A 16,572-nucleotide genomic window follows, 5' to 3' on the forward strand; every position below is an offset into this window, starting at 1 on the left:
GGGCCTTGGGGTGCCTCGGGGCGGGTGGGTGCTTTTGATTAGGTAACCCTTACCTTAGTATGGCGTCCGACCCGGGCTCCACCGAACCGGGAACCGACCTGCCTGGGGAGGCGCGGCCACCGTGTCCGCTATCGAAGAAGCAGTGGGTTACTGGCGGAACGCGCTCGCACCGCTCTCACCCGAGACGGCGCTGCCGGCCGACCGCCCCTACCCGGTGTCCCCCTCCGGGGGCCGGTCGGTACGGACCCGGCGCACGGACACCGTGGCCCCCGCCGAGACCCGGCTCGCCGCCTACTTCGCCCTGTTGCACCGGTACAGCGGCGCCGCCGACCTCACCGTGGGGTACGAGAACCTGCCGGTACGGGTCGACCTCGGCGGCGGCCTCACCTTCGGCGCGCTGGTACGCCGCGTGGAGGACGCCCTCGCGGCGGCCCGGGAACACCGGGTGCCGCTGCGGACGCTGGTCGGGGCGCTGCGCCCGGCGCCGACGCGCGGCGGCGGACTGTTCTTCAACACCGCGTTCGACGCGGACCCCGGTACGGGGACGGGGGTGCGGGCGGCCGGCGCGAACAGCGCCGACGAGGACATCCCCGGCACGCTCGACCTGGCGCTGGACGTCGTGCCGGGCGAGGTCCAGGCGACGTACCGCACCGACCTCTTCGACGACGCGACCGTCGACCGGCTCCTCGGCCACTACGAGACCCTGCTGGCGGACGGTGTCGCCCGGCCGGGGGCGGCGGTCGGCGAACTGGCCCTGACCACCCCCGGCGAGCACCACCGGCTGCTGGTCGAATGGAACGCCACCGAACACTCCGTCCCGGCCGCCACCTGGCCCGCGATGTTCGCCGAGCAGGTCCGCCTGCGCCCGGCCGCGACCGCGCTCGTCTTCGAGGAAGAGCGCCTGACGTACGCCGAGTTGGACGCACGGGCCAACCGCCTCGCGCACGCACTGATCGCGCGCGGCGCCGGTCCCGAGCGGGTCGTGGCCCTCGCGCTGCCCCGCTCGGCCGACCTGATCGTCGCCGAGGTCGCCGTCCTCAAGGCGGGCGCCGCCTACCTGCCCGTCGACCGCGACTACCCGGCCGACCGGATCGCGTACATGCTCGCGGACGCCCGACCGGTCTGCCTGGTCACGACGGCCGACGCCGAACTTCTCCCGCAGGACGCGCAGGACGCGGCGGACGCGGCGGACGCGGCGGACGGGATCGCCACGCTCCTCCTCGACCTGCCGGAGACCGCCGAAGAACTGGCCGGACGCCCGGCGCACGACCCCACCGACACCGACCGCGGCGGTGAACTCACCGTCCTGAACGCCGCGTACGTCATCTACACCTCGGGATCCACCGGCCGGCCCAAGGGAGTTGTCCTCTCCCACACCGGCGTCGCCAAGCTCGTCGCCACCCAGAGCGAGCGCTTCGGCATCGGACCGCAGAGCCGGGTCCTCCAATTCGCCTCGCCCAGCTTCGACGTGGCCTTCTGGGACCTCTGCCTCGGCCTGCTCTCCGGCGGCCGGCTGGTCGTCGTACCGAGCGAACTGCGGGTGCCCGGCGCCCCCCTCGCCGACTACGCCAACGCCCACGGCATCACCTTCATGATCCTGCCGCCCGCCCTGCTCGCGGCCATGCCCGACGACGTCCGGCTGCCGCCCGCCGCGACCCTGCTGGCCGGCACCGAACGCGTCTCGCCCGAACTGGTCGGGCGCTACGCGCGCGGCCGCATGATGTTCAACGCGTACGGTCCCACCGAGGCCACCACCAACTCGACCCTCGGCCTCTGCGACCCCGACACCCCGGCCGGCACGATCGTCCCCATCGGCGTCCCCGACCCCGGCACCCGGGCCTACGTCCTGGACGCACGCCTGCGACCGGTCCCGGCCGGTGTACCCGGTGAGCTGTACCTGGGCGGCGCGGGTCTCGCCCGCGGCTACCTCGGCCGGCCCGCCCTCACCGCCGAGCGTTTTGTCGCCGACCCGTTCGGGGCACCCGGCGAGCGGCTGTACCGCACCGGTGACCTCGTACGGTGGAAGGCCGACGGGCGCCTGGAGTTCCTCGGCCGCGCCGACACCCAGATCAAGATCCGCGGCTTCCGTATCGAACCGGGCGAGATCGAGTCCGTGCTCCGCGGCCACCCGGCGGTCGACCAGGTCGCCGTCGTCGCCCGCGAGGACCGCCCCGGCGAGCGCAGGCTCGCCGCGTACGTCGTCCCCTCGCTCGACACCGGGCCCGGCCACGACGAGACCGACCGGGTCGAGGAGTGGAAGGACCTGCACGAACTGCTCTACAGCGCCGCCGGGTCCGAGGGCCAGGGCTTCCGCGAGAACTTCGCCGGCTGGAACAGCATGTACGACGGCACCCCCCTGCCCGTCGACGAGATGCGCGAGTGGCGGGACGCCACCGTCGACCGTATCCGCGCGCTCGGCCCCGGCCGCCGGGTGCTGGAGATCGGCGTCGGCAGCGGTCTGATCCTCTCCAGGATCGCTCCGGACAGCGAGGCGTACTGGGGCACCGACGTCTCCCACGAGGCGGTACGGGCGCTGCGCGCGCAGGTCGGGGCCGTACCGGAACTGGAAGCGCGCGTCGAGCTGTCCGCCCGGCCCGCCCATGACACCGAGGGCCTGCCGGAAGGCTTCTTCGACACCGTCGTCATCAACTCCGTGGCCCAGTACTTCCCGAGCGCCGACTACCTCGCCGAGGTGCTGCGCAAGGTCACGGCCCTGCTCGCGCCCGGCGGCGCCGTCTTCGTCGGCGACGTACGGAACATGAGGCTGCTGCGGACCCTGCGCGCCGCCGTCGAGAGCCGGGGGACGGCCGGGCACGACGAGAGCGACAAGACCGCGCTGCGCGCGGCGGTCGAGCGCTCCGTCCGCTGGGAGGGCGAACTGCTCCTCGATCCGGACTACTTCACGGCCCTGCCCGGCTACGAGGCGGACGTCCTCGTCAAACGGGCCGTCCACCAGAACGAGTTGAGCCGCTACCGGTACGACGTCGTGCTGCGCCCGTCCGCCGCGGCGACCGGGCTGCCCCCGACCGTTCAGGACACGCCGGAGTCGCCGGAGTCGCGGGAGATCCGCTGGTTCGCGCTCGGCGGACTCGGCGCGCTCAGCGACCTCCTCGGCGAACACCCCCGCCGGGTCCGGGTCACCGGTGTGCCCAACGGCCGCCTGGACGAGGACAGTTCGGCGCTGCGCGCCCTGGAGGACAGCAGCGGCCCCGCCCCCGCCGGGATCGACCCCGAGGCGTTCCACATCCTCGCCGCCCGGCACGGCTACCGCTGCGCCGTCACCTGGAACGGCCACGCCGACGACGGGAGCCTCGACGTCGTCCTCGCGGCGGGCGACACGCCGCTCGGCACGGTCTACCGGCCCGGCGGGAGCTTCCCGCACGCCAACCGGCCCGTGCCCTTCCGCGACATCACCACGCTGATGAAGACCCTGCGCGCGCACACCACCGACCGGCTGCCGGAGTACATGGTGCCGTCGGCGTTCGTCCCGCTCGACCGGCTGCCCGTCACCCCCAGCGGCAAGCTGGACGAAAAGGCCCTGCCCACCCCGGACTACGGCGCGCTCAGCTCGGGCCGCGCCCCCCGGGACGCCCGGGAGACACTGCTCTGCGGCCTGTACGCCGACGTGCTCGGCCTGCGCTCCGTCACCGTCGACGACGACTTCCTCGCCCTCGGCGGCGACAGCATCACCGCGATCCAACTCCTCATCAGGGCCCGCAAGGAGGGGATCCAGCTCACCACCCGCGACGTCTTCCGGCACCGCACGGTCGCCGCGCTCGCGACCGTCGCCGTCGACCGTGCGGGCACGGGCGCCGCCGACCGCGAGGAGCCGCTCGTCGCGGTCACCGCCGCCGGACTCGCCGAGATCCAGGGCGCGGAACCGCTGGCCGTACGGGACCTGCTGCCGCTCACCCCGCTCCAGGAGGGCTTCTACTTCCACTCCCTCGTCGGTGGCTCCGACCGCGACGCGTACGTGGTCCAGCAGGTCGTCGAGCTGGCAGGACCCCTCGACGGCGAAGCCCTGCGCACCGCCGCGCAGAACCTCCTCGACCGGCACGCCCCCCTGCGCGCCGCCTTCCGGCAGGGCCCGGACGGCACACCCGTGCAGATCATCGCCGGCGGCCTGACCCTGCCCTGGCGCGAGATCGACCTGACCGCGCAGGACGTGTCCGTACGGGACTCCCTCGCCGAGGCCGTCGCCTCCGACGAACGGGCCCGCCGCTTCGACCTGGCCAGGCCCCCGCTGCTGCGCTGCGCGCTCGTGCGCCTCGGCCCCGAGCGCGCCGCGCTGATCCTGACGTTCCATCACATCGTGGCGGACGGCTGGTCGTTGCCGGTGCTGCACCGCGAGCTGATGGCGTCGTACGGCTCCGGGCCCGGCACCGCGCCGCTGCCCGACGTCGCTCCGTACCGCACGTACCTCCGTCGGCTCGCCGGCCTGGACCGCGAGGCCGCCCGCGCCACCTGGCGTACCGCCCTCGCCGGTCTCGACGAGCCGACCCGGCTGGTCACCACCGCCGCCGACAGCGCCCCGATGCGACCGGAACAGGTCCGTGTCGAGCTGTCCGAGCGGACCACGGGACGGCTCGCCGCCCGCGCCCGCGAACACGGCGTCACCCTCGGCACGGTCGTCCAGGGCGCCTGGGGCCTGCTGCTCGGACGGCTCACCGGCCGCCAGGACGTGGTGTTCGGCACCACCGTCTCCGGCCGGGACGGCGCGGTCGACGGCATCGAGTCCATGGTCGGGCTGTTCATCAACACCCTGCCGACCCGGTTCACCTGGGACCCCGCCGACACCCTCGCGGCCCTCCTCGGCCGGCTCCAGGACGAGCAGGCCCAGCTCCTGGACCACCAGCACCTCGGACTCGCGGAGATCCAGCGCCTCACCGGCCTGGCGGGGGGCGGCGAACTCTTCGACACCCTCCTGGTGTTCGAGAACTACCCCGCCGACACCGACCTGCGCGACCCCTCGGGCACGGTCCGGATCACCGGCCATGAGTTCCACGACGCCGTCCACTACCCGCTCGCCCTCGTGGTGAAGCCGGGCCGGCGGCTCGACCTGCGCCTCAAGCACCACGCCGAGCGGCTGGACGGCGACACCGTCCGGGCGATCGCCGGCCGGCTCGCGCTGATCCTGGAGGCGCTGGCCGACGACCCGGCGCAGCCCGCCGCACGGATCGAACTGCTCTCCCCGGCGGAGCGGTCGGGGGCCCAACTGGCGGGCGCCGAGCGCGAGATACCGGCGACCACCCTCTCCGCCGCCTTCGAGGACCGGGCCGCCAGGACGCCGGACGCCACAGCCGTGGTCTTCGGCGACGAGCACCTGACCTACGCCGAGCTGGACGCCCGCGCCGCGCGGCTGGCCCGGCGCCTGCGGGCCCGGGGGGCCGGACCCGACCAGGTGGTCGGGGTCGCCGTCCCCCGCTCCACCGAGCTGATGGTCGCCCTCCTCGGCGTCCTCAAGTCCGGCGCCGCCTACCTCCCGCTCGACCTGGACTACCCGGCCGACCGGGTGGCCCACATGCTCACCGACTCGGGGGCGGCCACGGTGGTCACCACCGCCGCGTCGGCCGACCGGCTGCCCGGCGCGGAGGGCGTGACCGCCCTGGTGCTCGACGCGCCGGACGACGACGTGCCCGCCGCGACCGCCACCCCGGCGGACCGGGCGACCCCGCTCGCCGCCGGACCCGACGACCCCGCCTACCTCATCTACACCTCCGGATCCACCGGCCGGCCCAAGGGCGTGGTCGTCACCCACCGCGCCATCGTCAACCGACTCGCCTGGATGCAGGGCGAGTTCGGCCTCCGCGCCGACGACCGCGTCCTCCAGAAGACACCGTCCAGCTTCGACGTGTCCGTGTGGGAGTTCTTCTGGCCGCTCACCGAGGGCGCAGCCGTCGTCCTCGCCAAGCCCGACGGCCACCGCGACCCGGCCTACCTCGCGGCCCTGGTCCGCGACGAGCACGTCACCACGATGCACTTCGTGCCGTCGATGCTCGACGCGTTCCTCGCGGCCGACGAGGTCACCGGCGATTCCGCGTGGGCCCGTGGTCTCCGCCGCGTCCTCAGCAGCGGCGAGGCCCTGACCGTCTCCGCCGCGAGCCGCTGGCACGCGCTCACCGGCGTGCCTCTCCGCAACCTGTACGGCCCCACCGAGGCAGCCGTCGACGTCACCCACCACGCGTACGCGGACGACGGCGAGGGCGGCACCACCACCGTGCCCATCGGCCGCCCCGTCTGGAACACCGGACTGCGCGTCCTCGACACCTGCCTGCGCCCCGTCCCGGCCGGCGTCCCCGGCGAGCTGTACCTCACCGGCGTCCAGTTGGCCCGCGGCTACCACGGCCGCGCCGCGCTCACCGCCGAACGCTTCACGGCCGACCCGTACGGCCCGCCCGGCACCCGCATGTACCGCACCGGCGACCTGGTCCTGCGCCGCGCCGACGGCACGGTCGAATACCTCGGCCGCACCGACCGGCAGGTCAAACTGCGCGGCAACCGCGTCGAACTCGGCGAGATCGAGGCCGCCCTCCTCGGCGCCCCCGGCGTTTCCCGGACCGCCGTCACCGTCCGCGAGAACACCCTCGTGGCGTACGTGGTCCCCGCGACCGGCCACGCCCCGGACGCCCCCGCGCTCCAGGCCTTCCTCACCGCCGCGCTGCCCGCCCCGATGGTGCCCACCGCCTACGTCGTCCTCGACGCCCTGCCCCTCACCCCCAGCGGCAAGCTGGACCGGGGCGCCCTGCCCGCCCCGACCACCGTCCGCGCCGCGGCCCGCGCCCCGAAGGACGCCCGGGAGCAGGCGCTCACCGACATCTTCGCGGCCGTCCTCAAGCTGGCGGACGTCTCGGTGGACGACGACTTCTTCCTCCTCGGCGGCGACAGCATCAGCTCCATCGGGGTCTCCAGCCGCGCCCGCCGCGCGGGCCTCGGCCTGAGCCCCCGCGACATCTTCGAGCACCGCACCCCGGCCGCCCTCGCGGTGGCCGCCGCGACCCTCGGCACCGAGGCGACAACCGGCGAGCGGGCCGAGCGGGACCGTACCGACTCCTTCTCGCTCACCCCCGAGGAGACGGCCCGCGTCGAGCGGATCGCCCCCGGCGCCGTCGAGGACATCTGGCCCCTCGCGCCGCTCCAGGAAGGCCTGTTCTTCCACTCCACGTACGACAACGGCGGCCTGGACGTCTACACCGTCCACGAGTCGTTCGACCTCGCCGCCCGCGTCGACACCGGCCGTCTGCGCGCCGCCACGAAGGTGCTGCTGGCCCGCAACCCCAGCCTGCGGGCCGGGTTCACCAGTGAAGGGCTGCGCCGGCCCGTCCAGTTCATCGTCAAGGACCCGGCGATCCCCCTCGAAGAGGTCGACCTCACCGGCCTCCCCGCCGCCGAACAGGACGTACGGCTGCGCGCGTTGATGGACGAGGAGCGCACCCGCCGCTTCGACCTCACCCGCCCGCTGCTCTTCCGGCTGCTGCTGATCCGCCTCGGCGAGGAGCGCGGCGACCGGCTGGTCGTCGGCCGCCACCTCATCCTCTGGGACGGCTGGTCCGCCTGGCTGTTCCTGGACGAGCTGTTCGCCCTGTACGAGAACGGCGGCGACGCCCGGAACCTGCCACGCCCCGGCTCCTACCGCGACTACCTCACCTGGCTGGACCAGCAGGACGAGGACGACGCCACCGGCGCCTGGCGCACCGCGCTCGACGGACTGGACGAGCCCACCCTGCTCGTCCCCGCCGCGGCCGACCGGGGGCTCGAACCCGTCATCCCGCGCAGCCTCGACACCGACCTGACCACGGAGGCCAGTGACCGGCTGCGCGACACCGCGCGCCACCACGGCCTCACCCTCAACACCGTCCTCAACGCCGCCTGGGGCCTCGCCCTCGCCGGTGCCACCGGCCGCACCGACGTCGTGTTCGGCACGACGGTGGCGGGCCGCCCGAGCGAGGTGCCGGACGTGGAGAACGTCATCGGCATGTTCCTCAACACCGTGCCCGCCCGCATCGCCTTCGACCCGGCCGAACAGGTCCTCGACCTGCTCCGCCGCATCCAGGGCGAACGTCTCGCCCTCATGCCGCACGAATACTTGGGCCTCGGCGTCCTCCAGGCCGAGACCGGCCACCGCAGGCTCTTCGACACCCTGTTCGTGCTGCGCAACGCCGACACCGAGGAGCGTCTCGCCGAGCTGCGCGACCTGCACGGCGCCACCGCCGTCGCCAACGTCGACGCCACGCACTACCCGGTCAACCTCGTCGTCACGCCGGGACAACGGGTGCGGATCACCCTCTCCTACCGCCCCGACCTCATCGAACACCCCTACGCCGAGACCCTGTTGGCCCGGTTCACCCTGCTCCTGGAGGGCCTGACCACCGACCCCTCGGCGCCCGTCGGCCGTCTCGACGCGCTGCTGCCCGCCGAACGGGCCGCGCTGGTACGGGAGAACGCCGCGAGCCGCGAGCCCGTCCCCGACGAGACCGTCGCCGACCTGCTCGCCGCCCAGGCCGCCCGTACCCCCGACGCGACCGCGCTGGTCTTCGGCAGCCGCACGCTCACCTACGCCGAACTCGACGCGCGCTGCGACCGCTTGGCCGGGCTGCTGATCGCCCGGGGCGCCGCCCCGGAGCGGGTGGTGGCGCTCGGACTGCCGCGCTCCCTCGACATGGTCGTCGCGCTCTTCGCCGTCCTGCGCACCGGCGCCGCCTACCTCCCCCTGGAACTCGATTACCCCGCCGACCGCCTCGCGCTGATGCTCGAGGACGCCCGGCCGCTCCTCCTGCTCTCCACCTCCGCCGTGTCCGAGACCCTGGAGGGCGACGTCCCGCGCGTCCTGCTGGACGACCCGGAGGTCGTCGCCGAACTGGCCGCGCAGCCCGGGGGGCCGGTGCACGTCGACTTCGCCCTGGACCACCCGGCGTACGTCATCTACACCTCGGGATCCACCGGCCGCCCCAAGGGCGTGGTCACGCCCTACCGGGGCCTGACCAACATGCGGCTCAACCACCAGAAGGAGATCTTCGGACCCGCCATCGCCTCGGCCGGCGGCCGGCGGCTGCGGATCGCCCACACCGTGTCCTTCGCCTTCGACATGTCCTGGGAGGAACTGCTCTGGCTGGTCGAGGGCCACGAAGTGCACATCTGTGACGAGGAGTTGCGCCGCGACGCCGAGGCGCTCGTCGCGTACTGCGAGGAACAGCGGATCGACGTCGTCAACGTCACCCCGACCTACGCCCATCTCCTCATCGAGGAAGGCCTGTTGGAGGGCCACCGGCCCCCACTGGTCCTGCTCGGCGGCGAGGCCGTCACCGAGACCGTCTGGAACCGGCTGCGCGACACCGAGGGCACGTACGGCTACAACCTGTACGGCCCCACCGAATACACCATCAACACCCTCGGCGGCGGTACGGACGACAGCGCCACCCCGACCGTCGGCCGCCCGATCCGCGCCACCCGCGCCCACCTCCTGGACGCCTGGCTGCGGCCCGTCCAGGACGGTGTCCCCGGCGAGCTGTACATCGCCGGGGTCGGCCTCGCCCGCGGCTACCTCGACCGGCCGGGCCTGACCGCCGAACGCTTCGTCGCCGACCCGTTCGGCGAACCGGGCGAACGGATGTACCGCACCGGCGACCTCGTACGCCGCCGCCCCGACGGCAACCTGGACTTCCTCGGCCGCACCGACGACCAGGTCAAGGTACGCGGCTACCGCGTCGAACTCGGCGAGATCGAGGCCGCGCTCGACCGGCACCCCCAGGTCGCCCAGGCCGCCGTCATCGCCCGCGACGACCCGTCCGCGCCCGGCACCCAGCGCCTCATCGGCTACGTCGTCCCCGCCGAACTCACCGGCGCCGCCAAGGAAGAGGCGGAACGCGAGCAGATCGGCGAGTGGCAGGAGATCTACTCCGCCGAGTACACCGAGATCGACACCGCCGTCTTCACCGAGGACTTCGCCGGCTGGGACAGCTCGTACGACGGCGCCCCCATCCCGCTGGAGGACATGCGCGAGTGGCGGGCCGCCACGGTCGAACGCATCCGCTCGCTGCGCCCCCGCCGGATCCTGGAGATCGGCGTCGGCTCCGGGCTGCTCCTCTCGCAGCTCGCGCCGGACGCGGAGGCCTACTGGGCCACCGACTTCGCCGCGCCCGTCATCCGCAAGATCGGCGAGGACCTGCGGCAGGACCCCGAACTGGCCGCCAAGGTCGAACTGCGCGCCCAGGCCGCCCATGTCACCGACGGGCTGCCCACCGGCTTCTTCGACACCGTCGTCATCAACTCCGTCATCCAGTACTTCCCGAGCATCGACCACCTCACCGAGGTCATCACCGGCGCGATGGACCTCCTCGTCCCCGGCGGCGCCCTGTTCGTCGGTGACGTACGCAACCTGCGCCTCGCCCGCGCCTTCCAGGCCGCCATCCAGCTCACCCGCGCCGAGGAGGGCACGGACGCCGCGACCGTACGGCGGGCCGTGGACCGGGGCATCGCGCTGGAGAAGGAACTCCTCGTCGACCCCGACTACTTCAGCACCCTCGGCTTCGGCGTCGACCTGCGCACCAAGGCGGGACGCCACCAGAACGAACTGACCCGCCACCGCTACGACGCCGTCCTCTACCGGGAATCGCCGGACTCGGACGGGGAGTTGCTCGACGCGGACCGGGAGGCACCCGGCGCGGACGACGTACTCCGGCTCACCGAGGCGCCCGTGACGAACTGGACCGACGACGCCACCCTCGTACGGCACCTGCGCGACCGCCGTCCGGCGCACCTGCGCGTCACCGGCGTCCCCGACGCCCGCACCGCGGGCGAACTGGCGGCCCTGCGCGCCCTGGACACCGGCCGCCCGCACGCCGTACCGGACGGGGGAGTGGAACCCGAAGCGCTGCGCGACCTGGCCGCCGGCCTCGGGTACCGCACCCTCACCACCTGGTCCGCAGAACCCGGCCACTACGAAGCGGTGTTCGTACGGGACGACGGTACGGCCCCGCGCCTGACCGCCGGGCTCCACCGCCCCCAGGGCGGTACCCCGCCCTACGCCAACACCCCGACCACCACCCGCGGTTCCGGCGGTCTCGTACGGCAGTTGCGCGACGACCTCAAGGAGCGCCTGCCCGACTACATGGTGCCCGCCGCCTTCGCCGTCCTGCCACGCCTCCCGATGACCGGCAACGGCAAGCTCGACGTCCGGGCCCTGCCCGAGCCCGAGCCCGCCGTCGCCCGGGGTGAGGGCCGCGGCCCGCGCACCCCCCGCGAAGAGATCCTGTGCCGGCTCTTCGCCGACGTGCTCGGCCTGCCCGCCGTGGGCGCCGAGGACAACTTCTTCGACCTCGGCGGACATTCGCTGCTCGCCACCCGGCTCATCAGCCGCGCCCGCACCGAACTGGGCGCCGAACTCGCCATCCGCGACCTCTTCGAGGCGCCCACCCCGGAACTCCTCGCCGGCCGCACCGACGGCGGACAGCCCGCCCGCCCCGTCCTGGAACCCGCCGCGCGCCGCCCCGAACGCGTCCCGCTGTCCGCCGCCCAACGGCGGCTCTGGCTGGTCGAGAAAATCACCGGTGACGGTGTCGCCTACAACTTCCCGCTGGTCTTCCGGCTGCGCGGGACCCTCGACCTGGACGCGCTGCGGCTGGCGCTCCACGATGTGACCGGGCGTCATGAGGCGCTCCGTACCCGTTTCGAGGAGTACGAGGGCGAGCCGTACCAGCGGATCGTGCCCGCCGACGAGGCCCGTCCCGCGCTGATCGTCTCCGACTGCGCCGAGGCCGACCTGGCCGCGCGGGTCGAGGAGGCGCAGCGCCGCCCCTTCGACCTCAGCACCGAACTGCCCCTGCGGGCCGAGGTGTTGCGCCTCGGCCCCGCCGACCAGGTGGTGGCCGTCGTCCTCCACCACATCACCACGGACGAGTGGTCCGACCGGCCGTTCCTCGCCGACCTCAACACCGCCTACGCGGCACGGACCGAGGGGCACGCGCCGGCGTGGGCGCCCCTTCCGGTGCAGTACGCCGACTACACCCTCTGGCAGGACCGCCTGCTGGCCGAGGTGGGGGAGCGGCAGCTCGCCTACTGGACCGAGACCCTGCGCGACCTGCCCGACGATCTCGTCCTGCCGCTGGACCGCACCCGCCCCGCACAGGCCACCGGCCACGCCGGAGTCGTACGGGTCGAGTTGCCGGCGGACACCGGCAGCGCCCTGCGGGAGCTGGCCGGCGCCCAGGGCGTCAGCATGTTCATGCTGTTCCAGGCCGCCACCGCCACCCTGCTGCACCGCCTCGGCGCCGGTGACGACATCCCGCTCGGCGCGCCCATCGCGGGCCGGACGGACGCGGCCGTGGACGACCTCGTCGGCTTCTTCGTCAACACCCTCGTGCTCCGCACGGACCTGACCGGCGATCCCACCTTCGCCGAACTGCTCACCCGGGTACGGGAGTCCGCGCTCGCCGCCTTCGAGCACCAGGATCTCCCCTTCGACCGGGTGGTCGAGGCGGTCAACCCGGCGCGGGTGGCGGACCGCAACCCGCTCTTCCAGGTCATGCTCGGCTACCACTACCGCCCCGACGGTGATCCGGACCTGCTGGGCCTGGAGACCGAGTGGTACGACATGGACACCGGCATGGCCAAGTTCGACCTCGACTTCACGTTCGTGGACCACGGCGGTGACCGGTCCCTCGTGCTGCTCCTGGAGTACGCCGCCGACCTGGTCGACCCCGGCACGGCGGCCGGTCTCGCCGAACGCCTGGTGGGCCTGCTGGCGCAGGTCGCCGAGGCGCCGGAGCGGGCCGTCGGAGCCCTGCGGGTCCTCACCGACGACGAGGCCACGGCTGCCCTGACCACCTGGAACGACACGGACCGGGCGATCGAGACCCGCGGCGTCCCCGAGCTGTTCGACGCGGCGGTACGGGACCGGCCCGACGCCACCGCCCTCGTCACCGGGAGCGGGTCGCTGACCTTCGCCGAGCTGTCCGCGAAGGCCGCGTCCGTGACCCGCGCCCTGCTGCGGCGCGGCGCGGCGCCCGAGACGGTTGTCGGCCTCGCCCTGCCCAGGGCCGAGATGGTCCCGGCGATCCTCGGCGTCCTCGCCTCGGGCGCCGCCTACCTGCCGCTCGACCCCGAATACCCGGCCGACCGGCTGGAGTTCATGCTCACGGACGCGGCGCCGCTGTGCGTACTCACCACCGAGGACCTGGCGGCGAAGCTGCCGGAGACCGGCCCCGCCCACGTTCTGCTGGACACCCTCCTCGCCGAGGAGGCGGAGGAGTCGGACGCCGGGCCTCTCACGACGCCCGCCCCCTACCCGGCCAGCGCCGCCTACCTCATCTTCACCTCCGGCTCCACCGGCCGCCCCAAGGGCGTCATCGGCACCCACCGCGGCCTCAGCAACCTCTTCGCCTCCCACCACGAGGACCTGATCCTGCCCGCCGAGCGCGCCGCCGGTCGTACCGTCCTGCGCGCCCTGCACGCGGCCTCGTTCAGCTTCGACGGCTCCTGGGAACCGCTGCTCTGGCTCCTCGCCGGGCATGAGCTGCACGTCGTGGACGAGACCACGATGACCGACCCGGCCGCCCTCCTCGCCCAACTCGCCGACCGGCACATCGACTTCCTGGACGTCACCCCGACCTACCTGAAGGAGCTGACCCACCACGGCTTCCTGGCGCCGGGCAGCCACGTGCCCGCCGTCCTCGCCGTCGGCGGCGAGGCCACCCCCGCTCCTCTGTGGGACCGGCTCCGCGCCCTGCCGGGCACGGTCGTCCACGACCTGTACGGACCCACCGAGTCCGCCGTCGACGCGTACGGCTGGCACAGCGGGGACAGCGGGGAGACCGGCGAAGACGGCGACAGCCGCACATGGGCCGCCCCGCTCGCCAACATCCGCGCCCACGTCCTCGACGCCGTGCTCCGGCCGGTCCCGGTCGGCGTGGCGGGAGAGCTGTACCTCGCCGGAGAGGGACTCGCCCGTGGCTACCTGCACCGGCCCGCCCTCACCGCCGAGCGCTTCACCGCCGACCCGTTCGGCGCCCCCGGCAGCCGCATGTACCGCACCGGCGACCGGGCCAGGCGCCACGCCGACGGCACCCTGGAATTCCTGGGCCGGGCGGACGACCAGGTGAAACTACGCGGATTCCGGATCGAGTTGGGCGAGATCGAGGCCCTGGTCGCCGGACACCCCGACGTGGCCTCCGCCGCCGTGATCGTCCGCGAGGACACCCCCGGCGTACAACGGCTGGTCGCCTACCTCGTCCCGGCGGACGCGGCACACGTCCCCGGCTCGGCGGACCTGCGCGCCCACGTCGCCTCCGCGCTCCCCGCCCACATGGTGCCCGCCGCCTTCGTCCCGCTGACGGCGCTGCCCAGGAGTGTCAGCGGCAAGCTGGACCGCGCCGCCCTGCCCGCCCCCGACGTCACCGCCGCGCCCGAGGGCCGGCGCCCCCGCACCCCGCGCGAGGAGATCCTCTGCGAGCAGTTCGCCGATGTCCTCGGCATCGAACGGGTCGGCATCGACGACAACTTCTTCGCGCTCGGCGGCCACTCCCTGCTCGCGATGCGGCTCGTCGCCAGGATCCGCTCCGCCCTCGGTGCGCAGATCTCGCTGCGTACGGTGTTCGACGCGCCCACCGTCGCCGAACTGGCCCAGCGGTCGGCCGCGACCGACGGGCAGAGCGATGCCCCCCGGCCCCCGCTCGTCCGCAGGACCCGTCCCGACCGGCTGCCCCTCTCGTCGGCGCAGCAACGGCTCTGGGTGCTCCACCAGGTGGAGGGGCCCAGCTCCACGTACAACATCCCGTCCGTCTGGCGGCTGACCGGCGCCCTGGACACCACGGCCCTGCGCGCCGCCGTCGCCGACCTGGCGGAGCGGCACGAGACACTGCGTACGGTCTTCCCCGACGAGGGCGGCACCGCCTACCAGCGGATCCTCGCCCCCGGTTCGTACGACCTCGCCGTGGACGTCGTCCCCACCGACGAGGAGAGCCTCGCGGGCCTGCTCGCCGCAGCCGCGTCCCACGGCTTCGCCCTGGACCGTGAACCCCCGCTGCGCGTCACGGTGTTCGAGCTGGGCGGGAACGAGCACGTCCTCCTCGTCCTCGTCCACCACATCGCCGGTGACGAATGGTCCGAGCTGCCCCTGACCCGCGACCTCTCCACCGCCTACGCGGCCCGGACCGCCGGGCTCGCCCCGCAGTGGGCGCCCCTGCCGGTGCAGTACGCCGACTACACCCTGTGGCAGCGGGACGTCCTCGGCGACGAGCGGGACCCCGGCAGCCTGGCCGCCCGCCAACTCGCCCACTGGAAGCGGGCCCTGGAGGGACTGCCCGAAGAACTCGCCCTGCCCACCGACCGGCCGCGCCCGCAGGAGGCCGGCTACCGGGGCGGGTCCGTCGACCTCACCCTCGACCCCGAACTCGCCGGATCCCTGCGGGAACTGGCGCGCGACGGCGAGGTCAGTATGTTCATGCTGATCCAGGCCGCCGTGGCGGCCCTGCTCACCCGGCTCGGCGCCGGCACCGACATCCCCCTCGGCAGCCCCATCGCCGGGCGCACGGACGAGGCGCTGGAGGACATGGTCGGCTTCTTCCTCAACACCCTGGTCCTGCGCACCGACACCTCCGGCGACCCCGGCTTCCGCGAACTGCTGGCCCGCGTCCGGGACACCGACCTCGCCGCGTACGACCACCAGGACGTCCCCTTCGAGCGACTGGTGGAAGTCCTCAACCCACCACGCTCGCTGGCCAGGCACCCCCTGTTCCAGGTCATGGTCGTCTACCTGGCCGCCGGCTCCGGCGCCCCCGCGCTGCCCGGGCTCACCGCCCGCGAGGAGGAGACCGGCCTGGACACCGCCAAGTTCGACCTCTCCTTCGACTTCGTGGAGGAGGCCGACGGGGGCGGGGTGCACGGCGTCCTCGAATACAGCACCGACCTGTACGACCGGTCGACGGCCGAGGCCCTCGCCGACCGCCTGCACCGGCTGCTGCGCGCCGTCGCCGCCGACCCCGACCAGCCCTTCGGTGACATCGACATCCTCGGCGACAGCGAACGCCACCGGATCCTGCACGAGTGGAACGCCCGCGCCCTGCCGGCCCCGCCGACCACCGTGCCCGCCCTGTTCGAGCGGCAGGTACGGCTGTCTCCCGGGGCGCCCGCCGTCGCGTCCGACGGCGTCGAACTGACCTACGCCGAACTCAACACGTACGTCAACCAGTTGGCACGCCTGCTGGTCGAACGGGGCGCCGGACCCGAGCGGCTCGTCGCACTCGCCCTGCCCCGCACCGCCCACACCCTCGCGGCGATCCTGGCCGTGCAGAAGGCCGGCGCCGCGTACCTGCCCGTCGACACCGACGCGCCCGCCGCCCGCACGGCCGACCTGTTCGCCGACGCCCGGCCCGTCCTGACCCTGACCACCCGCGCACTCGCCTCGCTGCTCCCGGAGTCGGAGGTGCCGGTCCTGGTGCTCGACGACCCCGGGACGGTCACCCGCCTCGCGGAGGCCGACGTACGGGACCTCACCGACGCGGACCGTACGGCCCCGCTGGCCCCCGGCCACCCGGCGTACCTGATCTACACCTCCGGCTCCACCGGCCGCCCCAAGGGCGT

General features: G+C 73.9%; 1 protein-coding gene. It reads left to right on the forward strand.

Annotation, left to right across the window (positions count from 1 at the left end):
- Nucleotides 1-121 precede the first annotated feature (121 nt).
- Nucleotides 122-16,572: non-ribosomal peptide synthetase (locus tag GT042_RS34590; RefSeq protein WP_161312643.1), on the forward strand; the 16,451-nt coding region annotated here is incomplete at its 3' end.

Origin of the sequence: Streptomyces sp. SID3212 (genome assembly GCF_009865405.1) — a bacterium.
In the GTDB taxonomy this organism is placed as follows: Bacteria; Actinomycetota; Actinomycetes; order Streptomycetales; family Streptomycetaceae; genus Streptomyces.